Origin of the sequence: Streptomyces zaehneri, assembly GCF_032248645.1 — a bacterium.
Lineage (GTDB): Bacteria > Actinomycetota > Actinomycetes > Streptomycetales > Streptomycetaceae > Streptomyces > Streptomyces coriariae.
This window is the reverse complement of sequence record NZ_JASTTJ010000012.1, coordinates 14301-39768: the sequence shown is the minus strand read 5'-3', so window position 1 is coordinate 39768 and position 25468 is coordinate 14301. Positions and strand designations below refer to the sequence as shown.

Here is a 25468-nt window from a genome sequence, read left to right as displayed (position 1 = left end):
CACCCGGAACCGGCGTCCCCGGGTGGGAACGCCCAGCTCCAACGAAGCACCGGGAGCGGTGCTCGGCAATTCGCCGCGCACCGCTGCCGGGGGTGGTTGTTCCTACGTCCTGCGTGGTCAGGCCTCGATGCTGTCCTTCGGAGCGCCTTCGCTCTCCGTACGCGCCGCCTCTGCCGCCGCCTGCTTCTTCGAAGCCAGCAGACTGGTGACCGTGGTGACGATCAGAACGGAGCAGATGACGCCGAGCGAGACCGGGATGCTGATCTCGGGGACGTGGACCCCGGACTCGTGCAGCGCGTGCAGCACCAGTTTCACGCCGATGAATCCGAGGATGACCGACAGGCCGTAGCTGAGGTGGACCAGCTTCCGCAGCAGGCCGCCGATGAGGAAGTAGAGCTGCCTGAGGCCCATCAGCGCGAACGCGTTGGCGGTGAAGACGATGTACGGGTCCTGCGTCAGGCCGAAGATCGCGGGGATCGAGTCGAGGGCGAAGAGCACGTCGGTGGTGCCGATCGCGAGCATCACGACCAGCATCGGGGTCATGACCCGCTTGCCGTTCTGTTCGATCCACAGCTTCGTCCCGTGGTAGCGGTCGGCCACGCCGAACCGCTTCTCCACGGCCTTGAGCAGCTTGTTCTCCTCGAACTCCTCGTCGTCCTCGTCGGCCCGGGCCTCCTGTATGAGCTTCCAGGCGGTCCAGATCAGGAAGGCGCCGAAGAGGTAGAACACCCACGCGAAGCTGGCGAGGATCGCGGCGCCCGCGGCGATGAAGATCGCCCGCAGGACCAGGGCGATGAGGACACCGACGAGCAGGACCCGCTGCTGGTACTGCGACGGGACCGAGAACTTCGCCATGATCAGGACGAAGACGAAGAGGTTGTCGACACTGAGCGACTTCTCGGTGATGAAGCCCGCGAAGAACTCGCCGGCCGGCTCACCGCCGCCGAAGACGAGCAGCCCGACTCCGAAGAGCCCGGCCAGGGCGATCCAGACGACGGTCCAGATCCCCGCTTCCTTGATCGACACGTCGTGCGGCTTACGGCCGATGAAGAAGTCGACCGCGATGAGGGCGGCGAGGCCCACGATGGTGAGGACCCATAGGGCCAGGGAAACATTCACTGCGCCTCCGACAGTACGTAACGGCAGGTGATCAGCGTCGTCGCGCTGCCGGAGGTCTCTTCCACCCGAGACGGGCCGACGCCCCGGGATCAGGCCTGATCCGTATTGACGGGTACGTCGCAGCAGGGAGTACTCCCCTCCGTGAGGAAAACAGTACCCCAACCACCAAGAAAAGGTAAAGCGATTGGTAAAAGAAAGGCCAAGTTCCCTGCTCAGAGAGCTTTACTAGTACTTGGCACGAGCTGCCGCGACCTGCGCGAGGACCTGCTGGAGCACCTGGCTGCCGGGCGGCACGAGGCTCGGCTCGTACGTCCACGCATGCCCCACCCAGGGGTCGGCGAGGTGATCCTCGGCCACCGGCGTCAGCCGCAGCAGCGCACGCCACAACGGATCCAGCAACGGACCGTAACTGTCGGCGTCCTCCCGGTCGGCGACCATCATCAGATGGACCCCGACGCCGGGCCCCTCGTCGGCGAGGTAGCGCAGCTGGGTCACGGCACGGTCGTCGAAGCCGTGCGGGAAGTCGTTGACGACCAGGAGCTGCTGGGCCGTGTCGAAGCCGGGCGGCAGCGAGTCGGCCATGCCGCCACGCACCGCCATCTGCACCAGGTCGACCCGCTCGGTGAGCCGGCCCAGGACCGCCGCGACTCCGGCCGCGCCGACCGCGGGCGGGGCCGCGAGCACGCCGCTCTGCACCAGCGGCGCGAGTTCCCGGGCGCCCGAACCGGCCGGATCGATGACGTGCACGGTGAACTCGTCCGCCGGATGCACCGCCAGCAGCCGGGCCGTGTGCGCCACGGCCGACTCCATGGCAAGGCGGCGCAGTTCGTGGGAGTCGGCGAACGACCCGTCGGACAGACCGGACCGCCCGCTGTCGATCCACAGGCCGCGCTCGAGCGGGAGCCTGACCAGCATCGGGATGCGCAGCGGGTCGCTCTCGGGAAGGTGCAGGTCGCCCAGGCGCACGGCCATGGGCATCTCCATGGGGACGCGGTAGGCGTGCCAGACGGGGTTGTCCCAGCGCGCGTACGCCGCGGGCAGCGCCGGTTCGACCACGTCGGCCTCCGCGCCGAGCTGGACGAGATCCCGGTCCAGTGCCTCGCGGGCCTGGTCGACCAGCTGGATGTGCTTGGCCTGGGCCGCCTCGCGGGCGGCGTCGCCCTGGCCGCCCATCCTGCTGCGCGGGTCGGACAGGACCTGGTCCAGCTCCTTCTCCATCCGCGTATCGGCGAAGTCGACGGCGCTGCGGTACGCGGCCGTGCTGCGGGCCAGGTCCTCGAACATGCCCCAGACCTGGTTGTAGAGCCGTTCCTCCATGGACCAGCCGGTCGCGTCACCCGCGACGGGCCGGGCGGGCTCTCCGGGCCGGGCCGGGGGCGCGGCGGGCGGAGGCGGGGGCGGAGCGGCGTTCTGCCGACGCGGATGGCTGTAGTCGATCGGGCCACCGGCGGTGGGTGGCGTCGGCGTCGGCTGGGTGGCGTCGGGATCCGTCGGCGTGGCGCCCGCCGGGTAGCCCGTGGCCGAGGGACCCTGCGGGTTCTGGGTCGCCCCGTACGGTCCGGCGGCGCCCTGCGTGCCGTACGGCGAGCCGCTCTGGTCCGGGCCGAGGGCGGACGCGGCCGCCTGCCGGGAGCGGTCGCCGTCGGCGGTACGCGGCGCCTGCACCGAGCGGGCCAGGCCCTGGACCACGGCGTCGTTGATGCCGGCCGCGAGTCGCTGCGCCTGCGTCAGACCCTGGTCGGTGAGGAGTTCGGCGAGGCCGCCCGCGTAGCCCTGGCCGACAGCGCGCACCTTCCAGGCGCCCTGCCGCCGGTACAGCTCCAGCGCGACCACCGCCGACTCCGCGTCCAGGCCGGTGATGGTGTAGGTGGCGACCTCGGTGCCGTCGAGGCCGGTGACCGCGACGAAGGGGGCCGCGACCGAGCCGAAGCTGACCGGCCCGCCGACGCCCGTGGGCAGCGCGAGCAGCACACTGACCCGGTGCACGGCCGCCGACACGGCGTCCAGGTCCACCGCGAGACGGTGGTCGGCGGCCGCCTGCCGGGAGACCTCCAGGCCGGGCAGTGTGGGTACGCCGGGGTGGGCCACCCACTCGACGCCGGGGACCCTGCCGCTCTCGTCACCGAGTGTGGCGACCGCCATGACCGGCCTGCCGGCCGAGACCCGGATCTCGAGGCGGACCTGGGAGAGCGGGTGGTTCTGCCCCCGCACCAGCTCGGCCGTCATCGCTGTCGTCCCCCTGCGTCGCGTGTGGTGTTGTCTCGGTGCCGCTCTCCGCCCTACAGCGCGGGCAGGATCGCGGGCATCAGGTCCTGGAAGGTGCGGCCGTTGGCCGGAGCGCCGAGGGCCGTCATGTTCCAGCCCCCGCCCACCCGGTGCACCTTCGCCATGATCTGGGCGGTGTAGGCGCCGCCGCCCGCCAGGGTGTAGCGCGCGAGCTCCTGGCCGTTGGTCTCGTCGACCAGACGGCAGAAGGCGTTCTGCACTTCCTGGAACGTCTGGCCGGTGAAGGAGTTCACCGTGAAGATGATCTGGTCGATGTGGACCGGCACGCGCGCGAGGTCGACGAGGATCGCCTCGTCGTCGCCGCCCTGACCGACACCGCCGACGAGGTTGTCACCGGTGTGACGGACCGAGCCGTCGTCACTCACCAGGTGGCGGAAGAAGACGACGTCGACCGGCTGCTTGTCGGCGAACAGGACGGCGGAGGCGTCGAGGTCGATCTCCCGCGTCCGGGAGCCGAACAGGCCGCGCCGCGGGGCCGCCTGCCAGCCGAGACCCATGCGCACCGCGGTCAGGCTGCCCCCGTCGTGCTTCTGAAGACTGATGGCCTGACCCTTGGTCATGTTGACGGTCACGCGCTGATTCCCCTCTCGAGCTGTCCCCTGTTGCCGCGAGCCCGCGGTTGACGGAAACCCTACGCAAAGGCACTGACAGTGCCGTACCCAGGCCCGCACTTTGTGTCGGTCTTGCAACACAGGGCGTGCGGGGCGGGGGCACGGCAACCGCAGGGGTCCGTCAGGCCAGCCCCGCCTCCCTCATCTGGCGCAGTTCCTTCTTCATTTCGGAGACCTCGTCGCGGATGCGGGCGGCGACCTCGAACTGGAGGTCGGCGGCGGCGGCCCGCATGCGCTCCGTCATCTCCTCGATCTGCTCGGCGAGTTGAGCCGCGGGACGGTCCGTCGGCACCGTCTCCTCCGGCCTGCCCTTGGCCGACCCGGACTTGGCGCCCTTGGCCGCCTTGCCGCCGAGGGAGGGCACCGGGGCCTTGGTCCCCCGCCCGTCCTTCTTCGCGCGGTAGCCCGAGCCGAGGAGCTGCTCCGTGTCGACCTCCTCGCGGGAGATCTGGGCGACGATGTCGTTGATCTTCTTGCGGAGCGGCTGCGGGTCGATGCCGTTCGCCGTGTTGTAGGCGACCTGCTTCTCCCGGCGGCGGTTGGTCTCCTCGATGGCCCGTTCCATGCCCGGGGTGATCTTGTCGGCGTACATGTGGACCTGACCGGAGACGTTGCGCGCCGCACGGCCGATGGTCTGGATCAGCGAGGTGCCGGAGCGCAGGAAGCCCTCCTTGTCGGCGTCGAGGATCGCCACCAGGGACACCTCGGGAAGGTCGAGGCCCTCCCGCAGGAGGTTGATGCCGACCAGGACGTCGAACTCGCCGGCGCGCAGCTCACGCAGCAGCTCGATCCGGCGCAGCGTGTCGACGTCACTGTGCAGGTAGCGCACGTGGATGCCGAGCTCAAGGAAGTAGCCCGTGAGGTCCTCGGCCATCTTCTTGGTGAGCGTGGTGACCAGGACGCGCTCGTCCTTCTCCACGCGCGTGCGGATCTCGTGCACCAGGTCGTCGATCTGGCCCTCGGTCGGCTTGACGACGACCTCCGGGTCGATCAGGCCGGTGGGGCGGATGATCTGCTCGACGGTGCCGTCCCCGCGGGAGAGCTCGTACTTGCCGGGGGTCGCCGACAGGTAGACGGTCTGCCCGATGCGCTCCTGGAACTCCTCCCACTTCAGCGGGCGGTTGTCCAGGGCGGACGGCAGCCGGAAGCCGTGGTCGACGAGGGTGCGCTTACGCGAGGCGTCCCCCTCGTACATGGCGCCGATCTGCGGGACGGTCACATGGGACTCGTCGATGACGAGCAGGAAGTCGTCCGGGAAGTAGTCGAGCAGGGTGTTCGGCGGGGAGCCCGGCGAGCGGCCGTCGAAGTGCATCGAGTAGTTCTCGACGCCGGAGCAGGAGCCGATCTGGCGGAGCATCTCCAGGTCGTACGTGGTGCGCATGCGCAGCCGCTGGGCCTCCAGGAGCTTGCCCTGCTTCTCCAGGTCGGCCAGGCGCTCGCCCAGCTCCTTCTCGATGTCGTTGGCGGCCCGCTCCAGGCGTTCGGGGCCCGCCACGTAGTGCGTGGCCGGGAAGATGTACAGCTGTTGGTCGTCGCTGATGATCTCGCCGGTGAGCGGGTGCAGCGTGGAGAGGGCCTCGATCTCGTCGCCGAACATCTCGATGCGGACGGCGAGCTCCTCGTAGACCGGGAAGATCTCGATGGTGTCGCCGCGCACACGGAAGGTGCCACGGCTGAACGCCAGGTCGTTGCGCGTGTACTGGATGTCCACGAAGCGGCGCAGCAGCTGGTCCCGGTCGACCTCGTCGCCGACGCGGAGCGGGACCATGCGGTCCACGTACTCCTGGGGGGTGCCGAGGCCGTAGATGCAGGAGACCGAGGCGACCACGACGACGTCACGGCGGGTGAGCAGCGAGTTGGTCGCGGAGTGGCGCAGGCGCTCGACCTCCTCGTTGATCGAGGAGTCCTTCTCGATGTAGGTGTCCGACTGCGGGACGTACGCCTCGGGCTGGTAGTAGTCGTAGTACGAGACGAAGTACTCGACCGCGTTGTTCGGCAGCAGTTCGCGGAACTCGTTCGCCAGCTGGGCGGCCAGGGTCTTGTTCGGGGCCATCACCAGGGTGGGGCGCTGGAGCTTCTCGATCATCCACGCGGTGGTCGCGGACTTTCCGGTGCCGGTCGCGCCGAGCAGGACGACGTCCTTCTCACCTGCCTCGACGCGCTTGGCCAGCTCGGCGATGGCCGCCGGCTGGTCGCCGCTGGGCTGGTAGGGGCTGACGACCTCGAAAGGCGCCACCGTGCGTTCGATGTGGGAAACGGGCCGCATGTTCTCCACCGTACGACCCCCCACTGACAACGGGACCCGATCAGCGGTTTCGCGGGACCGGCCCCGGGGATCCGCGGGTGCGGGAGTCAGCGGTTCTGCGGGGTCCGGGACTCGCGGTGCGGCACCTTCCGGCGGCTGCGGAGCTGGGAGCGGCGCGACGGGTGCGGGGCCGGCGGGTGCGCCGGGACGCCGGGTTTGTGCTCGGCGGGGGTCCAGTCGGGCTTGCCCATGACCATCAGCGGGTCGAACATCACGACGACACCCGCGAGGCAGAGGAAGGCGAGAGGGCCGATCAGCATCGGCGCGAGGAGGGCGGCGGGAGAGTCACCCGCGGTCGGGGCACCCGTGTGCAGATGGACGCTCAGGGCGGCCATCCCGGTGTAGTGCATGCCGGTCACGGCCAGCCCCATGACCAGGCTGGCGCCCACGCTCCACAGGAAGCCCCTGACCTGTCCCGCGGCCCACAGGGCGGCGGTGGCGGCCGCCATGGCGATGGCGACGGAGGTGGCGACGGTGAGCGTGTTGTACTCGAAGGTTCCGTTGAAGCGCATGCCGGCCATGCCCAGGTAGTGCATCGACGCGATGCCCAGACCGGTGATGGTGCCCCCGGTGAACAGCGCCGTTCCGCTCGCTCCCCGGTAGCCGACTATGAAGATCCCCACGCCCACCATGACGATGGCGACACCCAGACTCGCGTAGGTCATCGGTTTGTCGTAGTGGATCGGGGCACCGTCGACCGTGAAGCCGATCATCGCGATGAAGTGCATGGTCCAGATGCCGGAGCCGATCGCCGCCGAGCCGAGGGCGAGCCATCCCGGGCGCCAGGACTGGGCGACGAGCAGGGCTCTGGTGGTGCAGCGCAGACCGAGAGCACCGCCGAGGCAGGCCATGAGGTAGGCCACCAGCGGTGTGACGAGTCCGTAGCTGAAACCGTCGACCGTGCCGTGCATGCGCGGTAGCCCTTCGCCCTGTTGCTCGATGTTCTGGAACTCGCCCCTCCCCAGGACCGCTGAGCGCGGTCAAGGCTGAGAGAGAGTATGACCCCCACCGGAATGGTCGAACGATTTTCCGGCAAAGAAACACGCCCTTGTCGCACATGTGCGGCACCGGTGAGCGGCCTCCGGCGTCTCCTTTCATCCTGTGGTCATCCTGCGCTCCCCCGGTGTCGACCCTCTGCTGTCACTGTTGAGCTGTATGTGATGGCCCGACGCGAGGAGTACGCATGCACGCGCGCGTAGTTGCCGCCACGACCGCCGCGGTCCTGGGCACCGTCGCCCTCCTGCTCCCCGTTCACGACGCCCGGGCGGGCAGCGCCTTCCGGCCGTCGGTGATCGCCCACCGGGGAGCCTGCGCCCACGCCCCCGAGAACACCCTGGACGCCGTCGACGAGGCAGCCTCGCTGGGCATCCTGTGGGTGGAGAACGACGTCCAGCGCACCAAGGACGGCGAGCTCGTGGTGATCCACGACGACAGTCTCCGCCGTACGACCGACGCCGAGGAGGTCTTTCCCGGCCGGGCGCCGTGGAAGGTGGGGGACTTCACGGCGGCCGAGATAGCCCGGCTCGACGCGGGGAGCTGGTTCGGCGCCGCGTACACGGGGGCGCGGGTGCCGACGCTGACGGAGTACGTGGAGCGGGTCGAGCATCACCACCAGAAGCTGCTCCTGGAGGTCAAGAACCCCGAGCTGTACCCGGGGATCGAGCAGCAGACCCTCAAGGTGCTGAGCAACGAGGGCTGGCTGGACCGGCGGCACCTCACGAACCGGCTGATCGTGCAGAGCTTCAGCGCCGACAGCCTGCGGACCCTGCACGACCTGAAGCCGGGGGTGCGGACCGGTCTGCTCGGGATGCCGGCCGTCTCGGACCTGCCCCGGTACGCGGGCTTCGCCGACCTGATCAACCCGTCGTACACCGCCCTCTCCCCCGCGTACGTCTCCGCCGTGCACGCGCTCACCGGGCCGCACGGCAAGCCGATGAAGGTCTTCGCCTGGACCGTCGACGACCCCGCGACCGCCGAGGCCGTCGCCGCGTACGACGTCGACGGCGTGATCACCAACAAGCCCGACGTGGTGCGGCGGGCCCTGTACGGGTACTGACACCGGCAGCCCCGGGGGCGCGGTGCGGAGCGGGCCGTGCCGACGTCCCGGGGCGTTGTCGGTGGCAGGCCTTACGGTGGGCGCATGGACAGCCATGGGCAGGACGAGCAGCGGGTCGTGTGGACCGTCGTCGGTACCGACATCGGTCCGCTGTTGCTGGCCGCGACCGGTGAGGGCCTGCTCAACGTCGTGTTCCACGCCACCGACGCGGTACGCGACCAGGCGCTCGCCCGGCTCGCGGCCCGACTGGGCACGGAGCCCGTCGAGTCGCCCGACTCCCCGCTGCTGGCCGAGGCGATACGCCAGGTGAAGGCCTACTTCGCCGGTGAGCGAAGAGCCTTCGAGCTGCCGTTGGACTGGTCGCTGATCTCGGGCTTCAACCGGCAGGTGCTCCGCGAACTCGAGTCCGGTGTCCCGTACGGGGCGGTCGTGGGCTACGGCGATCTCGCCAGGCGGGTGGGACAGCCGCTGGCGGCCCAGGCGGTGGGAGTGGCGATGGGCTCCAATCCGCTGCCGGTCGTCGTGCCCTGCCACCGGGTGGTGGAGAGCGACGGAGGTATCGGCGGGTTCGGAGGCGGTCTGGAGACCAAGCGGAAGCTGCTCGCGCTGGAAGGGGTACTACCCGAGCCGCTGTTCTGAGGGGACACTGCGCCGGTGACCACATCCCCCGGTCGTCGCCACGGCCGCGCGACGGTCCGGCGCCGGCCGTGACCGCCGTCGAGCGCGCCGCGGCCGCACCCGTCGACGCCGCCCTCCTGCCCGCGCTGCGGCGCCGCACGACCGGGGTGCTGGTCGCGAGCCAGATCCTCGGCGGGCTCGGCGTCGCCACCGGCATCGCGCTGTCCGCCGTACTGGCCCGACAGGTCAGCGGCACCGAGGCGCTGTCCGGGCTCGCGCCCACCGCCACCGTCGCCGGTACGGCCGTGCTGTCCGTGCCGATGGCCGCGCTGATGACCGCGCGCGGGCGCCGGCCGGGGCTGGTACTGGCCTATCTGGTGGGCGCCCTGGGCGCCTGTGTCGTCGTGGTGGGGGCGCGGGCCGGGAACTACCCGCTGCTGCTGTGCGGCATGGCCGCCTTCGGCGCCGCGTCCTCCGCGAATCTCCAGGCGCGGTTCGCCGCCGCCGACCTGGCCGAGCCGCAACGGCGTGCCCGGGCCATCTCGAACGTGGTGTGGGCGACCACCATCGGCGCGGTCCTGGGCCCGAACATCGCGGCGCCCGCCGGCCGGAGCGTCGTCGGGCTCGGCGTACCCGCGGCCGCGGGCCCCTTTCTGTGGGCCGCCGTGATCTTCGTCCTGGCCGCGGTCCTGGTGGCCGTCCTGCTGCGCCCGGACCCGCTGCTGACGGCCCGCGCTCTCGCGCCGCAGGAGGAGCGGTCCCCCGAGGCCCGTTCGCTGCGTGCCGGTCTGGCGGCCGTCGGCGCCTCGCCCCGCGCCCGGCTCGCGCTCGTGACGGTGGCCGTGTCGCACACGGCGATGGTCTCGGTCATGTCGATGACCCCGCTCGACCTCACCCACCACGGCGCGAGCATCGACCTGATCGGGCTGGTCATCAGCGGGCACATCGCGGGCATGTACGCGTTCGCGCCGCTGATGGGACGCCTGGCGGACCGGGTGGGACGGCTCTCCGTGGCGGGACTCGCCGCCGGGCTGCTGGCCGTCGCGATGTTCCTGGCGGGGACGGCGGGCGACAGCCACGGGCAGACCGCAGCCGGGCTCTTCGTGCTCGGGCTGGGCTGGTCGGCCGGCCTCGTGTCGGGTTCCGCGCTGCTGACGGACTCGGTACCGCAGTCCGCGCGAGCCGCCGCCCAGGGGATCTCCGATCTCACCATGAACACCTCGGCGGGGTTCGGCGGAGCGATCGCCGGGCTGATCGTCGCGCAGGCGAGCTACGCCTGGCTCAACGCCGCCGCGGCGAGTCTGCTCGTCCCGCTGGCCGCTCTGGTGCTGCTCACCCGGACCGGGAACAGGAAGGGGAACGGGAACGGGAGCGAAGACAGGTCCGGGACGGCAGCGGAGGGCAGCCCGCCGGGCGTACGACAGTCGTAGGCACGGCGGTCGTGGGAACGCCGGTCGCAGCCACGTCACCGGTGGGCGGGTGACTGCCGGCCGGCTCACTGGTGGGCGGGTCAGTCGTAGTGCCGTGCCTCGACGACGTTGCCGTCCGGGTCGCGGAAGTAGAAGCTGCGCGTGGCCTCGCCGCGGGCGCCGAAGGAACCCCGCGAGACGTCCGACACGGGGACGGCGCGCTCCTCCAGGCGGGCCAGCAGCGTGTCGAAGTCGCCCCGCGGCAGGGCGAGGCAGACGTGGTTCACGGGGTGTCCCGCGCTCTCGGCGGATCCGGGGAGCATCCTCATCCGCTCGGCCATCGACAACGGCATGAGGTCGAGGAGGGCCTCCTCGTTGACCCGTACGGAGGGAAACGGTTCCTCTCCGGCGGCGAACTCGGCGAGCCGTACGGGCTCCAGGCCGACGGCCTTCTCGTAGAAGTCGGCGGCGGCGATCGGGTCGCGTACCCACAGGACGACATGGTCGAGACGTGTCGTGTTGTCCGTCATACGTCCCAGGCTGGTGTCCTGCTCCACAGGCCGCAAGGGTTTGACCGGGCGCGCCGCCCGCCAGAGATGAGGGGAGACCGACGGACAGGAGGCGGGCGCGTGGTGCTGGTGGTGTCGGAAGAGGTGCGGGACGCGGTCGACGCGCGTCGACCCGTGGTGGCCCTGGAGTCCACGATCATCTCGCACGGGCTGCCCCGCCCGCGCAACCTCCAGGTGGCGCTGGAGCTGGAGGCGGTCGTACGCGCGGAGGGCGCCGTACCGGCGACGATCGCCGTGCTGGACGGGCGGCCCCATGTGGGCCTGGACAAGGAGCAGTTGGAGCGGGTCGCCACCGAGGACGGCTTCCGCAAGCTGGGCCATCGCGACCTGCCGCTCGCCGTGGCCTCGGGGGCGAGCGGGGCGACCACCGTCTCGGCGACCGCGCTGCTGGCGGCGCTCGCGGGGGTGCGGGTGTTCGCGACGGGCGGGCTCGGCGGGGTGCACCGGGAGTGGACGGTCACCCAGGACGAGTCGGCCGACCTGGGGCTGCTGGCGAGCACCCGGATCACGGTGGTGTGCGCGGGGGTGAAGTCGATCCTGGACGTGCCGGCGACCCTCCAGCGGCTGGAGACGCTGGGCGTCGCCGTCGCCGGGTACGACACCGAAAGCTTCCCGGGGTTCTACCTCTCCGACTCGGGGCATCCCGTGGACTGGACGGTGCGGACACCCGGGCAGGTGGCCGACGTGATGCGGGCCCAGGACGCGCTCGGCGTCCCGGAGTCCGCGCTGATCGTCGCCAACCCGGTTCCCGAGGAGGAGCAGCTCGATCCCGAGCTGCACGCGCGTGTGCTCGCGGACGCGCTGCACGCGTGCGAGGAGGCCGGCGTCACCGGCCAGGGCGTCACGCCGTTCCTGCTCGACTACCTGGTCCGGCACACCGATGGCGCGTCCCTGAGCGCCAATCTGGCGGCGGTGCGCGGCAATGTGCGGCTGGCGGCGCGGATCGCGACGGCGTGGGCCGAGGCATGACCGCCCGACCGGACGGAGCTGACGGGGCGGACGGGTCCGACGGCGGTCCAGGCGACCTCGGAGAGCCGATCCGGAATACGGGATCGGGGACGAGGCCGGGATCGGGGCGAGGGACGAGCTCCGAGCCGGGATCCGGGCCGGGGCCGGGATCGTCGCCGGGGCCGGGATCCGGGCCGGGGCCGGGGCCGGGATCGTCGCCGGGGCCGGGGTCAGGGTCGGGGTCGAGCTCGGAGCCGGGTGGGAGGGCGCCCGGGGCGCTCACGGTCGACGGCTCGGGAGGCGGGGCGCTGCTGGTCGTCGGGGACGTCGTGACGGACGTCGTCGCCCGCCACCGGGGCCCGCTGGCCTCCGGTACGGACACGACCTCCGTGATCCGGACCCTGCCGGGCGGGGCGGGCGCCAACGTGGCCTGCTGGGCGGCGCATCGGGGGTGCGCGGACGTACGGCTCCTCGGCCGGGTGGGCGCGGAGTCGGTGGCCTGGCACGAACGGGAGCTGATCGCCTGCGGGGTGCGGCCGCGGCTCGTCGTCGACCCGCAGGCGACCACCGGGACGGTGATCTGCCTGGTCGACACGGGTGCCGCGGCCGAGCGGACGTTCCTCACCGACAGCGGCGCGTCCCTGCGGCTCGACCCGGGCGACTGGTCGGACGCGCTCCTGGACGGGGTCGGCCGGCTGCACCTGTCGGGCTACCTGCTGTTCTCGGAGTCCGGGCGCGCGCTGGTGCGCACAGCGTCGGCGGCGGCACGCGCGCGCGGGGTGCCGGTGAGTCTCGATCCGGCGTCGGCGGGCTTCCTGGTGGACCTGGGCGTCGACCGCTTCCTGTCCCTCGTCGAGGGAGTGGACGTGCTGCTGCCGAGCCGCGCCGAGGCCTGTCTGCTGACCGGGCTGCTCGACGGGGCGGGCGCCGCCGCCGCGCTGAGCCGTCTGGTCCCGCTGGTGGTGTCCAAGGAAGGGGCCGACGGTGCGCTGGTGGCCCGTAACGGCACGGTGCTCGTCCGTGTCCCCGCCGCTCCGGCGACTCCCCTGGACACCACGGGCGCCGGCGACGCCTTCACCGGAGCCTTCCTCGCCGCGCTGCTCGGGGGCGCCGATGCGGGGGCCGCGGCGGCCGAGGGGTGCCGGGCGGGGGCACTGGCGGTGGAACGGGTGGGCGGCAGACCCCCCGCGCGGGGCGACGGCGCGGGGGCGACGCCGTACCGCGCCCACGCGGGCTGAGGGCAGCACGCCGGGCGGGCTCCCACCGCCGACGTGCACCACCCCTCCACCCGCTGCCGCCTGCCGGCGGTCACGCCTTCTGCCCGTTGACGCCACCTACCGCCGACGCCTTCTGCCGCCACGCCGGCTACCCGCTCACGCCACTAATCCCTTCGTCCCCACGCCGAGATCATCGGCGCCGTGGCCAGGTCCATGCTCCCGGAGGCCACGTTCGCCAGGTGCCGGTCGATTTCCTCGTCGGTCGCAAGACCCGCTCCGACGAGTTCGCCGCGGATCTGGCGGACCGTCGCGGACTCCAGGACCGCGCAGGCGGGTGAGGTGACGGGGAAGTAGGCGTCGGCCTCGACCCGGCGCAGCCCGGCCTCGCGGAGCAGACGCGGGAGCTTGCGGCCGTAGGAGAGGTCGGCGCCCCGGCCGGCCAGGAGCTTGCGGAAGCCGTGCCGCAAGCGGTTCGCCAGCTGCTGTTCGGGGCCGTGTTCGTCGGGGCAGAGCAGGGGCTGGAGGGCGGGGTCGGCGTCCTCGATCAGGAGCCGTCCGCCCGGTCGCAGCGCCTTGACCATCCATCGCAACGCCCGCTCCCGGTCCGGCACATGGACCAGCACGAGCCGGGCGTGCACCAGGTCGAAGCCCTCCATCGGCGGTTCCTCGGTACCGAGGTCGTGAACGCGTACCTCGACCGGTGGGCGGGCGACGGACGTCAGCCGGGAGGTGTCGATGTCGGTCGCGAGGACCTTGCCCGTCGGACCGACCTTCTTCGCCAGCCAGGACACCACGGAGGTGCCGCCGGCGCCTGCCTCCCAGCAACGCCAGCCGGGTCCGACCCCGAACGCCTCGAAGTGGCGGAGCGTCGTGGCGTCGAAGAGGGCGGCGAAGGCGTCGAAGCGTTCCCCCGCCTCGGGCTGCCGGTTGTCCAGGAGGTACCCGTCGGATCGCGTCATGCGCCGATCATCCCAGTTGTCCCGCTCGCCGGAGGTCGTCGACGCGGCCGGGACGGGGGACGGGTCGGCCCGGCCCGGATGCGGTGGGCGGCTTCGGGACCCGTACCGGGAACGGGCGGGAACCCGTACCGGGAACGGGCGTGAACCCGCAGCGGGAACGGGCGGCCGCCGGTCTCGCGAACGGGCCGGGGTATCCGTCGTCCACAGGCGGGAACAAAGCGCAACCCGCGCTGTCCACAGGCTTACCCTCGGCACACGCGGGCCTGGCAGACTGGCGCGCCAGGTCGCAGGAACGCGGCCCGCGGAGATACACGCAAGGAGACCCAGATGACCATGGCGGGGAATCTGCGGAAGGTCACCGGCCTCGGAAGGGTCGGCGGCCTGCGCAGGGTGGCGCGGCTGGCCAGGCGACGGCCGCGGGTCGACCTGAGTCACCCCGCACGGTCCCCGCTGGGTTCCTCGGTGGTGAACTGCGTGACGTACCGGGACGGTGTCCGAGCCTCGCGCGGCGGCGATCTGGTCGAGACGGTGGAACGGGTGCGCAAGCACGGTCACGGTTTCGTGTGGCTCGGCCTGCACGAGCCGACGAACGACGAGTTCGCGGGCATCGCCGAGCTCTTCGACCTGCATCCGCTGGCTGTCGAGGACGCCGTCGAGGCCCATCAGCGGCCGAAGGTCGAGCGGTACGGGGAGACCTTGTTCGCGGTGTTCAAGACGGTCTGCTACGTCGAGCACGAGGAGCTGACGGATACCAGCGAGGTGGTCAACACCGGCGAGATCATGGTGTTCGTCGGCCGGGATTTCGTGATCACGGTGCGTCACGGCCGGCACGGGTCCCTGGGCCCGCTGCGCGAGGAGCTGGAGTCCGACACGACTCAGCTGACCAAGGGGCCGTCCGCGGTACTGCACGCGATCGCGGACCATGTGGTGGACGACTACCTCAATGTCATCGACTCCGTGCAGGAGGACATCGACAGGGTCGAGACGGACGTCTTCGCGGCGAACGGCGCACGGGCGGATCCGGGTCGCATCTACCAGCTCAAGCGTGAACTGCTCGAGCTGAAGCGGGCGGTGGTGCCGCTCGGTCGTCCTCTCCTGGACCTCGCGGACCGGCCGGTCCGGGTGATCGATCCGGAGATACAGGCCTACTTCCGGGACGTCTCCGACCACCTGCTGCGCGCGACGGAGCAGATCGCCGCCTTCGACGAGCTGCTCAACTCGATCCTTCAGGCGCACCTGGCGCAGGTCACGGTCGCGCAGAACGAGGACATGCGGAAGATCACGGCCTGGGCCGCGGTGATCGCCGTGCCGACGATGGTCTGCGGGGTGTACGGCATGAACTTCGACCACATGCCGGAGTTGCACTGGAGGTTCGGCTACCCCCTGGTCATCAGCGTGATATCCGTCGCCTGCTGGGTCCTGTACCGCGGCTTTCGGCGCAACGGCTGGCTCTGACAACCGCCCCGGCCCCGGCAACCGCTGCCACCGCAGCCAGACCTGTCAGACCTGTCAGGACTGTCAGGACTGTCAGAGCCTTCGGTGCCGGACGGGTCAGGACCGGGCGTAGACGGTCTCGGCCCAGGTGGCGATCTGCTCTTCGGGCAGGTGCCGGGCGAGGTCGGCCTCGCTGATCATGCCCACCAGGCGCTTGTTCTCGATGACGGGCAGCCTGCGGATCCGGTGTTCCTGCATCTCGTGGAGCACCTCGCCGACATCGGCGCCCGCGTCGATCCAGCGCGGTGTGCCCTGGGCCATCTCACCGGCGGTGACCTTGGCGGGGTCGTGCCCCATGGCCACGCAGCCGACGACGATGTCCCGGTCGGTGAGGATCCCGCAGAGCCGCTCGTTCTCGTCGCTGATGGGCAGCGCGCCGACGTTCAGTTCGCGCATCAGCTGGGCGGCGCGGTCGAGGGTCTCGTGGGCGGGGATCCACTGGGCGCCCCGGTGCATGATGTCTGCGGCGGTGGTCATGAGGTACCTCCCGGTGCCGGACGGCCGGCGCGGCGCGGGGAGGGGCACCGCTAGTCCCGGCGCCCTACATTCTTGCCGCGCGGCCTGACACCCGCACCCGGAGCGCGGGACGCCGAGTCCGGCCGGGAGCACGGCGCTCCGCGCGCCCGCACCCGGAGCACGGCAGGCCAAGCCCGGCCCTCCGCACGGCACTCCGCCCCACGGCACCCCAGGGGGTCCGGCGCGGGATCAGCCGCCCCAGGCCGGATGGCGGGGGTCGTCCGCGCGGACGAGCACGTCGGCAGCGGCGGCCGGATCGGTCTCCCGGACGTATCGCTCGAAGGCGGGCAGCGTCCAGTGGTCGGCTTCGGGGGTGCGCCGGCGCAGGGCCGACGGGGAGAGGAGGACGTGGACGGTCAGGTCGAAGGGGAACCAGTGCCGGAGCAGAAAGGGGCCGTGCAGCAGCAGGAAGCCACCGGGCGGGAGCGGGACGTAGGGGCTGCGCGTGGCGCGGTCGCTGACGGGGTCCCGGAGATCGGGCAGGATCCGTCCGTCGCCGCCGGGTTCGAGGGGATCGAACACCTCGCGCCACAGGGCGCCGGTGTCGAACCAGCCGTCGTAGTAGGCGTCCACGTCGTGATGGCCGTACTCCAGGCGGAGGGAGGCGGGGCGCAGGAAGCCGTGCGTGTCCACGACCCGGGAGGGGCGGCCGCGGGTGCGCAGGGCCTCGGCGACCCGCTCGGCGAGGTCTCCGGGACGGGCCGCCGGTGCGCCGTCGAAGGCGATGCGTGGCCAACGGACGCCGTCGTCGGGCTTCAGGTCGAGCAGCCGCTCGGCGAGGAGGTCGCCGAGCCGTTCCCAGGTGATCGCTTCGAGTCGCACACGGCCCATGATGCGTCAGGCGCCGGTCCGGCCGCCCTCGCCCCGGTGCGGCCCGAGCCCGTCGGCCGACCTGCTGCCTGCCGCCTGCCGCCCCGCCCACGGGCCGGCGACCAGGTGCTGACGCGTCCGCCAGGGGGCATGAAGGCCCTATGGCAGTCGCAGCCCTCACCGCTTCCGCGCCCCGCACCGGGCTTCTCGTCGTCCAGCCGGTCCGGCGGAAGCACTGCGCCGGGTGCCGTCGCGGGCCGCTGCCGATGCTGGTCCTGGAGGACGCCGCGCCGCGCTGCCTCGACTGCGCCGATCTCGGGCACCTGGTGTTCCTGCCGCGCGGGGACGCGGCACTGACCCGCAGGTCGCGGGAGGAGAGCGGGCTGTCGGCGGTGGTGGTCCGTTTCAACCGGCGCAAGGGGCGCTACGAACGCCAGGGCGTCCTGGTCGAGGAGGCGGCGCTCACCCGGGCAGAGGAACGGTGCCTGGCGGACGCCGAGGCACGGCAGCGGCGCCGGACCCGGGACGCGCGACGCCGGGCGGCACAGGACGAGCGCTTCGCGGAGAGGTTCGCGGCGGAGATCCTGCGGCTGCTTCCCGGCTGTCCGGGAGACCGGGCGCGCGGGATCGCCGCGCACGCCTCCCTGCGGGGCAGTGGCCGGGTGGGACGCAGCGCCGCCGGGCGGGCGTTGTCCGAGGGAGCCGTGGTCTTCGCGGTCGTGGCGTCCGTACGGCATCTGGACACGCCGTACGACCGGCTGCTGATGAGCGGCGTGCCCCGGCACGAGGCGCGCCGGCGGATCGCGGCGGACGTGGAGGCCCGGATACGGATGTGGCGGGAGCCGGCCGGCGGGACGGACGGGACGGTTCGGTAGCGCGGACGGCAGCCTGGTGGACGTCCGCGCATGTTCCCGCGCGTTCCGGCCGTGGTCACCGATCATGAACGGGATTTCACTTGAGGTGAGGGACGGACCCGGGCAAGATCTCCGCACCGAGGGCGGGAGTTGACGTTGTCATGATCGATGGACCCTATGAGGTGCTCGCGATGGTGGGCGCCGTGACCACGGGGCTGATGGCCGGGGTCTTCTGTGCCTTCTCGGTCCTGGTGATGCGCGGTCTCGCCACGCTGCCGCCCGCGCAGGGCGTCGCGGCGATGAACGCGATCAACTCCACCGCGCTGACACCGGCGTTCATGGTCCTGTTCCTCGGCGCGGCGACGGTGTGCGCGGTGATCGCCGTGGTGACTTTCGTGCTGTGGCCGGACGAAGGGACGCTCCACCTGCTGCTGGGCAGCGCGCTGTACCTGTGCGGCGCGTTCGGGGTGACCGTGGCCGCCAACGTGCCGCGCAACGAGGCCCTCGCGAAGCTGGAACCGGGCACGCCGGAAGCCGTCGCGTACTGGCCGGTCTACCTGCGTCAGTGGACGCGGTGGAACCACGTGCGCGCGGTCGCGTCCGCGGCCTCGGCGGTCGTGTACGTCCTGGCTCTGGCCTGACCGGACAAGGAATGCGGCGGGGCACCGGACCCCCGTTCCGGAAAGCGCTGTCCGCCACTCTGCGTGGGTGGCCGACGCGACGTATCGTGGCCGAAAGAGTGCCGCCCGATGACGCTCGGCCTGTTGTACGCGTACGCGAGGAAGACGCCCATGGCCGATCCCAAGGGATTCATGACGACGCCCCGCGAGGACTGGCCCCGGCGGCCGGTCGAGGAGCGGGTGCGGGACTGGGACGAGGTGTACGTCCCCGGGGCGCTGCTGCCCATCGTCAGCAAGCAGGCCGACCGCTGTATGGACTGCGGCGTCCCGTTCTGCCACGAGGCCTGTCCGCTCGGCAACCTGATCCCCGAGTGGAACGACCTGGTGTCCCGGGAGGACTGGCGGGCGGCGAGCGACCGGCTGCACGCGACGAACAACTTCCCCGAGTTCACCGGCCGGTTGTGCCCGGCTCCGTGCGAGGCCGGGTGCGTCCTCGCCATCAACCAGCCGGCCGTCACCATCAAGAACGTCGAGGCCGCCATCGCCGACCGGGCCTGGGCGGACGGTCTCACGCCGCCGCGCCCCCCGGACCGGCTGTCCGGCAAGACGGTCGCGGTGATCGGTTCCGGGCCCACCGGGCTGGCCGCGGCGCAGCAGTTGACCCGCGCCGGGCACACGGTCGCCGTCTACGAGAAGGACGACCGGATCGGCGGACTGATGCGGTACGGGATCCCCTCCTTCAAGATGGAGAAGCACCACCTGGAGCGACGGATCGAGCAGATGCGGGCCGAGGGCACGAAGTTCCGCACCTCGACCACCGTCGGGCGGGACGTCATGGCTGCGGATCTGCGGGTCCGCCACGACGCCGTGGTGATCGCCACCGGGGCGACCGAGTGGCGTGAACTGCACGTGCCGGGAAGGGAGTTGACCGGCATACAGCAGGCGATGGAGTATCTGCCGCTGGCCAACCGGGTGGGCGAGGGGGATCTGGAGTCGTCCCCGATGTCCGCCGCCGGAAAGCACGTCGTCATCGTCGGCGGCGGCGACACGGGCGCCGACTGTCTGGGCACGGCGGTGCGCGAGGGCGCAGCGTCCGTGACCCAGCTGGACATCTACGCGCAGCCCGGTCCTGAGCGCGACGAGGACACCGACCCCTGGCCGACGTATCCGAAGATCTACCGGCTCTCGGCGGCGCACGAGGAGGCGCGCGATCTGGAGTCCGCGCCGGCGGCGGACGCGGACGCGCGGCTGTTCGCGGCGTCCACGCTCCGCTTCACCGGCGACGCGACCGGGCACGTACGGTCGCTGCACCTCGTCGAGGTCGACGCGCGGCGCAGGCCGGTGGAGGGCACCGCGCGGGCGCTCCCCGCCGACCTCGTGCTGCTGGCCCTCGGCTTCACCGGGCCGGACCGGGAGGACGGGCTCGTCGAACAGCTGGGGCTGACGCTGGAGCCGCGCGGCACGATCGCGCGGGACGGCGACTTCGCGACGAACGTCCCCGGCGTGTTCGCCGCGGGGGACGCGGCGCGCGGGCAGTCGCTGATCGTGTGGGCCATCGCGGAGGGACGGGCGGTGGCGTCGGCCGTCGACCGCCATCTGACGGGGACTTCACGGCTGCCGGCGCCGATCGGCCCGTACGACCGTCCGATGAGCAGCTAGAGGGGGACAGGTCCAGGACGGGGCACCCGCGCACGTGCCGCCCGGGACGGGGCGGGGCCGGATCGTTTCAAGGGCGCCCGATTTCAGCAGCCCTCGATTCAGCGACCCTCGGATGCAACGGCCCTCGTTTCAGCGGCGCTCGTCCGTCCCGGCCAGCTTGCCCGTCGCCAGGGCCACCCGGTTCCAGGTGTTGATCGTGCAGATCAGGGCCAGTACCTGGGCCAGCTCCCGCTCGTCGAAGCGGGCGGCTGCCGCGGCGTAGACGTCGTCCGGGACGCCGCCGTCGGCCACCAGCGTGACGGCCTCCGTGAGAGCCAGGGCCGCCTGCTCCTTCTCGGTGAAGAAGTGGCGGGCCTCGCGCCATACGGCGACCATGTGCAGCCGCTCCTCGCTCTCGCCGGCCTTGCGGGCGTCGCCCGTGTGCATGTGGAGGCAGTAGGCGCAGTGGTTGAGGTGCGAGGCACGGATCTGGATCAGTTCGACGAGCGCCGGGTCGAGGCCCTCGCGGGCGGCGGCGTCGAAGCCGATGAGGGCGCGGAACGCCTTGCCCGCGGTCTTCCCGAAGTCGAGGCGGGACCGTCCGGCCGCCGCCGCTGCCGCCGTCACGCCGATACCCGCGTCGTTCGTCGTCATGCCATTAGCCATGTCCCTCAACCTACGAGCCGGAAAGGCCCCTTGTAGGGTGCATTTCCATGGTGGATTCGTGGGTCAATTCCGCGGAGCGGATCGGCGCCGACCTGCATGTGGAGCTGTCCGGTCCGGGCGGTCGGCGGGCTGCCCTGATCCGGGCGCTGCGCGAGGCCGTGCGGGGTGGCCGCCTGCCTCCGGGCACCCGGCTGCCGCCGTACCGTTCGCTCGCCGCCGACCTCGGCGTCGCCCGCAACACGGTGGCCGACGCGTACGCGGAGCTCGTCGCGGAGGGCTGGCTGACCGCCCGGCAGGGATCGGGGACGCGGGTCGCCGACCGGAGCGAACCCCTGCGGCCGGCGGAACGCACGCCCGTCAAGGCACCGCCACGCGCGCGTGGACCCCGGCACGACCTGCGGCAGGGCACCCCGGACGCGTCGTCGTTCCCGCGCGCGGCCTGGCTGGCCTCCTATCGGCGGGCCCTCCAGCAGGCGCCCAACGAGGTGTTCGGTCCCGGCGACCCGGCCGGCCGCCGGGAGCTGCGGGAGGCCCTCACCGAGTACCTGGCACGCGCGCGTGGCGTGCGCACCGAGCCCGAGCGCATCGTGATCTGTTCGGGCTTCGCCCATGCGCTGCGGCTCCTGTTCGGCCCGGGCAGCGGGCTCCCGCGCGGTCCGCTGGCCGTGGAGGCGTACGGCCTGGGCTTCCACCGGGGGCTGCTGGCGGCGGCGGGCGTGCGGACGACGGCGCTGTCCCTGGACGCGGACGGGGCGCGCGTGGAGCGGCTGGATCGCGAGCGGGCGGTGCTGCTCACCCCCGCGCACCAGTTCCCGACCGGTGGTCCCCTGCACGCGAGCCGCCGGGCGGCCGTGATCGACTGGGCACGCGCGCGTGGCGGGGTCCTCCTCGAGGACGACTACGACGGAGAGTTCCGCTACGACCGCAAGCCCGTCGGCGCCGTCCAGGGGCTCGATCCCGAGCGGGTGATCTACCTCGGCTCGGTCAGCAAGAGTCTGTCGCCCGCGCTGCGTCTGGGCTGGATGGTGCTGCCCGAGCGGTACGTCGACGGCGTCCTCGCGGCCAAGGGTGAGCGGGAGGCCTGGGCGAGCGCCCTGGATCAGCTGAGTCTGGCCGACCTCATCGTGTCCGGGGCTTACGACCGCCATGTACGGCGGATGCGGCAGCGTTACCGCGCTCGCCGGGACCGGCTGGTCGAGGCGCTCTCCGCGCAGGCGCCGCACGTCGAGGTGACCGGGGTCGCGGCCGGTCTGCACGCCGTGCTGCGGCTGCCGCCCGGCACCGAGCGGTCCGCGCTCAAGGCGGCCGCCTGGGAGGGTGTCGCCCTGGACGGCCTGGCGGCCTTCCGGCATCCGGCGACCGACATGGCGCCGGAGGACGGGCTCGTCGTCGGCTACGCGACACCGCCGGAGCACGGCTACGCGACGGCCCTGGACGCGCTGTGCCGGATCCTGCCTCCGCCGGACGGGCGGCGCGGCCCCGACACCGACACCGACACCGACACCGCTCCCGCTCCCGCTCCCGCTCCCGAATGAGACGCGCCGTGGGACGTCCCACGGACGTCCCACGGCGCGCAGGCCCCCGGATGCGGTGGCGGCCTCAGAGCTTGCGGCCCACCGCCCCGTACCCGGGGATCACGCCGTCGTCCTGTCCCGGCACCGGTTCGCCGAGCTCGGGGTGCCACTCGGGCACCACCGCGACGCCGGGTTCGACCAGGTCGAGTCCGTCGAAGAAGCGGGTGAACTCCTCGCGCGACCGCAGGGCGAGGGTGACGCCCGCCGCCTTCAGTTTCGCCGTGGCCGCCGCCGACTCCTCCGGGGAGAAGTCGGCGGTGGCGTGGGTCATCATCAGGTAGCTGCCGGAGGGCAGCGCGGCGAGCAGCCGGTCCACCAGCGCGTGCGCGCCGTCCTCGTCCGGGACGAAGTGCAGCAGCGCGACCAGTGACAGCGCCACCGGCCGGCTGAGGTCCAGGATCTTCCCGGCCCCCGCGATGATGGCGTCCGGGTCACGGACGTCCGCCTGGAGGTACTCCGTGACGCCCTCCGACGTGCTGCGCAGCAGGGCGGCCGCGTGCGCCAGGACGATCGGGTCGTTGTCGCAGTAGACCACCCGGGCGTCCGGCGCGATCCGCTGGGCGACCTGGTGCAGGTTGGGCTCGGTCGGGATGCCCGTGCCGACGTCCAGGAACTGCCGTACGCCGTTCGTGGCGAGCCAGCGGGTGGAGCGGTGCATGAAGGCCCGGTTGACTCGTGCCATCACCGGCACGCGCGGGTCGAGGGCGAGCATCTGCCGGCCCATCGCCTCGTCGACGGGGTAGTTGTCCTTCCCACCGAGGTACCAGTCGTACATCCGTGCGGGGTGGGGCTTGCTGGTGTCGATCTCGACGGCTCCGGTGGGGTCCTGCCCGGTCATGAGGCACTCCGTAAGCATGTGACGCGGATATTTTTCAAGTCAGTACCAAATTAAGGGAGTTGAGTGAAGGCAAGGGCAGATGGGCGAAAGCGGGTGGGGGGTGAGCTGAGCAAGAAGTGCCAGACAGGTCCGTTCAGGACAGCAGGAAGTCCGCCTCCCCCGCCTTGGCTCCCTCGATGAAGGCCGTCATCTCGTCGGAGGTGTAGATCAGCGCCGGTCCGTCGGGGTCGGTGGACTGCCGGACGGCGATCCGGCCGTCGGCGAGCTTCATCGCTTCCAGGCAGTTGCCTCCGTTGCCGCCGCTCCACGGCTTGTGCCAGCCCTCGCTGCCCAGCTCCCGGGCGGGCATGCCGTTGTAGATCCGCTGAGCGCGGACTCTCGGCCTGGACTGGGTCCTGATGTGATTCATTCACAACTCCTTGCGGAGGTCCCGGAGGATCTCCTTCGTGCGATGTGCTGTAGCGGCCTGCGCCGCCATGCGGTCCATGACCTCGAGGTGGGTCGCCACCTCGGTGCGGGCGTCGAGATAGACGGCGCCGGTCAGGTACTCGCTGTAGACCATGTCCGGAAGCTCCGGCATGGCGAATCGGAACAGCACGAAGGGCCCGTACGTGCCCGGATGCGGCCCGTTCTCGAACGGGGCGACCTGCAACGTCACATTGGGCAGCTTCGCGGCCTCGAGCAGGGTGTCGATCTGCGCGCGCATCACCTCCGGGCCGCCGACCGGGCGACGCAGCACCGTCTCGTCCATCACGACCCACAGTCGGGGGGCGTCCTGACGGGTGAGCAGATCCTGGCGTTGTATGCGCAGGTCGACGAGGCGCTCGATGTCCTCCGGGCGGGTCTGGCCGATGGCTCCGGACTTCAGGACACCGCGCGCGTAGTCCTTGGTCTGGAGCAGGCCGGGCACGAAGTGCGGCTCGTACTGACGGATCAGGGCGGCGGCGCCCTCGAGGCTGACGTGCATGGAGAACCAGCCGGGCAGGACGTCGTGGAACCGCTGCCACCAGCCCGGCTTGTTCGCGTCCTCGGCGAGCAGGACGAAGCCCTCGGCCTCCTCCTCGGTGACCCCGTAGGCCTTCAGCAGCAGCTGGAGGTACGGGATCTTGAGGCTGACCTCGGCCATTTCCATACGACGGACCGTGGCGGGCGCGACGCGCAGGACGCGGGCGGCTTCCTCGCGCTTGAGCCCGGCGCGTTCCCGCAGGTCCAGCAGGCGCCGACCGAGAACGACCTGGCCGACCGTCGGCGCGGACCGCGGTTCGCTCACGCTCCACCTCCACGAAGAGCCGGCCGGTCACGCGGGGGGCCGCACGAGCCCCGACCCGGCCGGTCACGAAAAGAATCCCGACAGCCTTACGGCGCCGCTCGAAGATCCATTCGAAGGTCTGTACGCATACGTACGGATCTTCACCGATCCCAATTGGCGCCGTTCAACGTGCTGTTGCGAGCAGTGTGCCACGGCCCCCCACCGCGTCACACAGCACTCTGCATTTTTCAGAGTGACACTTGCCAAGTGTTCACGGCGGGGAGATAGTGGCAAGCGTGATTCCGTCCGCGCCCTTAGGAACAGACGCCGCCGCAGGCCGCCCCCAGGGTCTCGGTGCCAGCGCGGGAGCAGGCCCAGACCAGGCCGCTGCCGAGCGCCGGTTCCGATTCGAACTGGCCGCCCATCCGGGTTCCCCCGCCCAGGCCAGACGCCTGACGAGGGCCCGGCTGACCGGCTGGTCGGTGTGCGAGGACACCTGCGACACCGCCGCACTGGTCATATCCGAGCTGGTCACCAACGCGATCGTGCACACCGCGAGCGACGTCGTCGTCTGCGAGCTGCACGACGGCGACGACCTGGTCCGCATAGCCGTGCGTGACGAGGGTTGCGCGCCGGGTGATCCCCATCCCTCCCCGCAGCGCCCCGAGGAGGAGCACGGGAGGGGACTGCTCCTCGTCGAAGCCCTCTGTCACGCCTGGGGCGCCCAGGAACACGGGCCCGGCCTGCTGGTCTGGGCCGACCTCACCCGCAAGGCCGACGCTCCCCGTGATCCCGCCGAGCCCTGCAACAGCCTGGACACGGCCGCGCCGCACCACGCCGACCTCGGCGAGCTCCTCGACACCCTGGACGAGTTCCACGACAGTCCCGCGCAGCCGCACACCGCTGCGGCCGTGCCCCGCAACGACCTCGGCTGGGGCTCCCGACCGAAGCCGGGACCAGCCGACGGTCCGGCCGACGAGGACGAGCAGGCCGAGCAGTGGTACCGCGCCATGGCCGGCCGGGCCGCCCGCCGACCACACCCCGTGCCGCCGGCCGCGCCCGCCGCCACCTCCGCCAAGCCCGCCCCCGCCCCGGCATCCGCACCCGACGGC

Annotated in this window: 23 protein-coding genes and 1 pseudogene; 11 read left to right on the top strand and 13 right to left on the bottom strand. The window is 71.8% G+C overall.

Translation table 11 applies throughout. The features are described from left to right. Window positions 1-117: 117 nt before the first annotated feature. The 5 genes from QQM72_RS20765 to QQM72_RS20745 form a co-directional block, all read right to left on the bottom strand. A complete protein-coding gene (locus QQM72_RS20765) occupies window positions 118-1119 on the bottom strand; it encodes a TerC/Alx family metal homeostasis membrane protein (protein ID WP_314222366.1) in 1002 nt (333 codons plus the stop codon). A gap of 225 nt (window positions 1120-1344) precedes the next feature. Then, on the bottom strand, window positions 1345-3345 hold the full coding sequence (locus QQM72_RS20760) for a TerD family protein (RefSeq protein WP_314222365.1): 2001 nt from the start codon (window positions 3343-3345) through the stop codon (window positions 1345-1347). Window positions 3346-3398: 53 nt separating this feature from the next. Then, the gene (locus QQM72_RS20755) at window positions 3399-3977 is read right to left on the bottom strand and encodes a TerD family protein (protein ID WP_020131883.1); all 579 of its coding nucleotides are present in this window, start codon (window positions 3975-3977) and stop codon (window positions 3399-3401) included. Window positions 3978-4137: 160 nt separating this feature from the next. Next, a complete protein-coding gene (gene uvrB / locus QQM72_RS20750; RefSeq protein WP_314222364.1) occupies window positions 4138-6282 on the bottom strand; it encodes an excinuclease ABC subunit UvrB in 2145 nt (714 codons plus the stop codon). 86 nt (window positions 6283-6368) lie between these two features. Then, window positions 6369-7232 carry an MHYT domain-containing protein gene (locus QQM72_RS20745; protein WP_314222363.1) on the bottom strand — a complete coding sequence of 288 codons (864 nt, stop codon included), beginning with the start codon at window positions 7230-7232 and terminating at the stop codon, window positions 6369-6371. Between the two features lie 272 nt (window positions 7233-7504). Here QQM72_RS20745 and QQM72_RS20740 point away from each other — a divergent pair, with 272 nt between their 5' ends. The 3 genes from QQM72_RS20740 (at window position 7505) to QQM72_RS20730 (ending at window position 10425) form a co-directional block, all read left to right on the top strand. Next, a complete protein-coding gene (locus QQM72_RS20740; protein WP_314222362.1) occupies window positions 7505-8377 on the top strand; it encodes a glycerophosphodiester phosphodiesterase in 873 nt (290 codons plus the stop codon). Window positions 8378-8461: 84 nt separating this feature from the next. Beyond that, window positions 8462-9016 (top strand): methylated-DNA--[protein]-cysteine S-methyltransferase, encoded by a 555-nt coding sequence (locus tag QQM72_RS20735; RefSeq protein ID WP_314222361.1) that lies wholly within the window; start codon window positions 8462-8464, stop codon window positions 9014-9016. A 68-nt stretch (window positions 9017-9084) separates the two neighbouring features. Continuing rightward, window positions 9085-10425, top strand: a complete 1341-nt coding sequence (locus QQM72_RS20730) for an MFS transporter (protein ID WP_314222360.1) — start codon at window positions 9085-9087, stop codon at window positions 10423-10425. An 80-nt stretch (window positions 10426-10505) separates the two neighbouring features. Here the strand turns inward: QQM72_RS20730 and QQM72_RS20725 are convergent, their stop codons facing one another. Then, window positions 10506-10934: a VOC family protein gene (locus QQM72_RS20725; protein ID WP_314222359.1), complete on the bottom strand. Its 429-nt coding sequence runs from the start codon at window positions 10932-10934 to the stop codon at window positions 10506-10508. A 99-nt stretch (window positions 10935-11033) separates the two neighbouring features. On the opposite strand from QQM72_RS20725, the gene QQM72_RS20720 reads away from it, so the two are divergent. Both QQM72_RS20720 and QQM72_RS20715 read left to right on the top strand, forming a co-directional pair. After that, a complete protein-coding gene (locus QQM72_RS20720; RefSeq protein WP_314222358.1) occupies window positions 11034-11942 on the top strand; it encodes a pseudouridine-5'-phosphate glycosidase in 909 nt (302 codons plus the stop codon). Window positions 11943-12229: 287 nt separating this feature from the next. Beyond that, window positions 12230-13159, top strand: coding sequence for a carbohydrate kinase family protein (locus QQM72_RS20715; protein ID WP_314222527.1), 930 nt, complete (start codon window positions 12230-12232; stop codon window positions 13157-13159). Between the two features lie 143 nt (window positions 13160-13302). Here the strand turns inward: QQM72_RS20715 and QQM72_RS20710 are convergent, their stop codons facing one another. Further along, a complete protein-coding gene (locus QQM72_RS20710) occupies window positions 13303-14097 on the bottom strand; it encodes a methyltransferase (protein WP_314222357.1) in 795 nt (264 codons plus the stop codon). A 327-nt stretch (window positions 14098-14424) separates the two neighbouring features. Between QQM72_RS20710 and QQM72_RS20705 the strand changes: the two genes are divergently transcribed. Continuing rightward, window positions 14425-15552 carry a magnesium and cobalt transport protein CorA gene (locus QQM72_RS20705; protein ID WP_314222356.1) on the top strand — a complete coding sequence of 376 codons (1128 nt, stop codon included), beginning with the start codon at window positions 14425-14427 and terminating at the stop codon, window positions 15550-15552. Window positions 15553-15648: 96 nt separating this feature from the next. Here the strand turns inward: QQM72_RS20705 and QQM72_RS20700 are convergent, their stop codons facing one another. Both QQM72_RS20700 and QQM72_RS20695 read right to left on the bottom strand, forming a co-directional pair. After that, complete coding sequence (locus tag QQM72_RS20700) at window positions 15649-16068, bottom strand: CBS domain-containing protein (RefSeq protein ID WP_314222355.1); 420 nt, start codon at window positions 16066-16068, stop codon at window positions 15649-15651. A 228-nt stretch (window positions 16069-16296) separates the two neighbouring features. Beyond that, window positions 16297-16938 (bottom strand): nucleoside/nucleotide kinase family protein, encoded by a 642-nt coding sequence (locus tag QQM72_RS20695; protein WP_314222354.1) that lies wholly within the window; start codon window positions 16936-16938, stop codon window positions 16297-16299. A 140-nt stretch (window positions 16939-17078) separates the two neighbouring features. On the opposite strand from QQM72_RS20695, the gene QQM72_RS20690 reads away from it, so the two are divergent. The 3 genes from QQM72_RS20690 (at window position 17079) to QQM72_RS20680 (ending at window position 20050) form a co-directional block, all read left to right on the top strand. Continuing rightward, the gene (locus tag QQM72_RS20690) at window positions 17079-17792 is read left to right on the top strand and encodes a DUF2293 domain-containing protein (protein ID WP_314222353.1); all 714 of its coding nucleotides are present in this window, start codon (window positions 17079-17081) and stop codon (window positions 17790-17792) included. 140 nt (window positions 17793-17932) lie between these two features. After that, window positions 17933-18412 carry an anthrone oxygenase family protein gene (locus QQM72_RS20685; RefSeq protein ID WP_314222352.1) on the top strand — a complete coding sequence of 160 codons (480 nt, stop codon included), beginning with the start codon at window positions 17933-17935 and terminating at the stop codon, window positions 18410-18412. Window positions 18413-18562: 150 nt separating this feature from the next. Then, a complete protein-coding gene (locus tag QQM72_RS20680; protein ID WP_314222351.1) occupies window positions 18563-20050 on the top strand; it encodes a glutamate synthase subunit beta in 1488 nt (495 codons plus the stop codon). A 129-nt stretch (window positions 20051-20179) separates the two neighbouring features. On the opposite strand, the gene QQM72_RS20675 is transcribed toward QQM72_RS20680, so the two are convergent. Further along, complete coding sequence (locus QQM72_RS20675) at window positions 20180-20683, bottom strand: carboxymuconolactone decarboxylase family protein (RefSeq protein WP_314222526.1); 504 nt, start codon at window positions 20681-20683, stop codon at window positions 20180-20182. A gap of 59 nt (window positions 20684-20742) precedes the next feature. Between QQM72_RS20675 and pdxR the strand changes: the two genes are divergently transcribed. After that, on the top strand, window positions 20743-22230 hold the full coding sequence (pdxR, locus tag QQM72_RS20670) for a MocR-like pyridoxine biosynthesis transcription factor PdxR (protein ID WP_314222350.1): 1488 nt from the start codon (window positions 20743-20745) through the stop codon (window positions 22228-22230). Between the two features lie 64 nt (window positions 22231-22294). Here the strand turns inward: pdxR and QQM72_RS20665 are convergent, their stop codons facing one another. The 3 genes from QQM72_RS20665 to QQM72_RS20655 form a co-directional block, all read right to left on the bottom strand. Beyond that, window positions 22295-23107, bottom strand: a complete 813-nt coding sequence (locus QQM72_RS20665; protein WP_314222349.1) for an SAM-dependent methyltransferase — start codon at window positions 23105-23107, stop codon at window positions 22295-22297. 133 nt (window positions 23108-23240) lie between these two features. Beyond that, the gene (locus QQM72_RS20660; RefSeq protein ID WP_020131864.1) at window positions 23241-23516 is read right to left on the bottom strand and encodes a DUF397 domain-containing protein; all 276 of its coding nucleotides are present in this window, start codon (window positions 23514-23516) and stop codon (window positions 23241-23243) included. Further along, window positions 23517-24377: a helix-turn-helix domain-containing protein gene (locus QQM72_RS20655; protein ID WP_314222348.1), complete on the bottom strand. Its 861-nt coding sequence runs from the start codon at window positions 24375-24377 to the stop codon at window positions 23517-23519. A gap of 239 nt (window positions 24378-24616) precedes the next feature. On the opposite strand from QQM72_RS20655, the pseudogene QQM72_RS20650 reads away from it, so the two are divergent. Continuing rightward, window positions 24617-25339 (top strand): annotated as a pseudogene (locus QQM72_RS20650) (ATP-binding protein); the annotation flags it as partial. Window positions 25340-25468 lie beyond the last annotated feature (129 nt).

What these genes read in the sequence shown, in the direction of transcription:
- QQM72_RS20690 (WP_314222353.1), top strand. Translation starts at nt 17,079, where the DNA reads ATGGCAGTCGCAGCCCTCACCGCTTCCGCGCCCCGCACCGGGCTTCTC.
- QQM72_RS20710 (WP_314222357.1), bottom strand. Translation starts at nt 14,097, where the DNA reads ATGACGCGATCCGACGGGTACCTCCTGGACAACCGGCAGCCCGAGGCG.
- QQM72_RS20675 (WP_314222526.1), bottom strand. Translation starts at nt 20,683, where the DNA reads ATGACGACGAACGACGCGGGTATCGGCGTGACGGCGGCAGCGGCGGCG.
- QQM72_RS20685 (WP_314222352.1), top strand. Translation starts at nt 17,933, where the DNA reads ATGATCGATGGACCCTATGAGGTGCTCGCGATGGTGGGCGCCGTGACC.
- QQM72_RS20665 (WP_314222349.1), bottom strand. Translation starts at nt 23,107, where the DNA reads ATGACCGGGCAGGACCCCACCGGAGCCGTCGAGATCGACACCAGCAAG.
- QQM72_RS20740 (WP_314222362.1), top strand. Translation starts at nt 7,505, where the DNA reads ATGCACGCGCGCGTAGTTGCCGCCACGACCGCCGCGGTCCTGGGCACC.
- QQM72_RS20680 (WP_314222351.1), top strand. Translation starts at nt 18,563, where the DNA reads ATGGCCGATCCCAAGGGATTCATGACGACGCCCCGCGAGGACTGGCCC.
- QQM72_RS20705 (WP_314222356.1), top strand. Translation starts at nt 14,425, where the DNA reads ATGACCATGGCGGGGAATCTGCGGAAGGTCACCGGCCTCGGAAGGGTC.
- pdxR (WP_314222350.1), top strand. Translation starts at nt 20,743, where the DNA reads ATGGTGGATTCGTGGGTCAATTCCGCGGAGCGGATCGGCGCCGACCTG.
- QQM72_RS20745 (WP_314222363.1), bottom strand. Translation starts at nt 7,232, where the DNA reads ATGCACGGCACGGTCGACGGTTTCAGCTACGGACTCGTCACACCGCTG.
- QQM72_RS20695 (WP_314222354.1), bottom strand. Translation starts at nt 16,938, where the DNA reads ATGGGCCGTGTGCGACTCGAAGCGATCACCTGGGAACGGCTCGGCGAC.
- QQM72_RS20660 (WP_020131864.1), bottom strand. Translation starts at nt 23,516, where the DNA reads ATGAATCACATCAGGACCCAGTCCAGGCCGAGAGTCCGCGCTCAGCGG.
- QQM72_RS20735 (WP_314222361.1), top strand. Translation starts at nt 8,462, where the DNA reads ATGGACAGCCATGGGCAGGACGAGCAGCGGGTCGTGTGGACCGTCGTC.
- QQM72_RS20760 (WP_314222365.1), bottom strand. Translation starts at nt 3,345, where the DNA reads ATGACGGCCGAGCTGGTGCGGGGGCAGAACCACCCGCTCTCCCAGGTC.
- QQM72_RS20700 (WP_314222355.1), bottom strand. Translation starts at nt 16,068, where the DNA reads ATGACCACCGCCGCAGACATCATGCACCGGGGCGCCCAGTGGATCCCC.
- QQM72_RS20725 (WP_314222359.1), bottom strand. Translation starts at nt 10,934, where the DNA reads ATGACGGACAACACGACACGTCTCGACCATGTCGTCCTGTGGGTACGC.
- uvrB (WP_314222364.1), bottom strand. Translation starts at nt 6,282, where the DNA reads ATGCGGCCCGTTTCCCACATCGAACGCACGGTGGCGCCTTTCGAGGTC.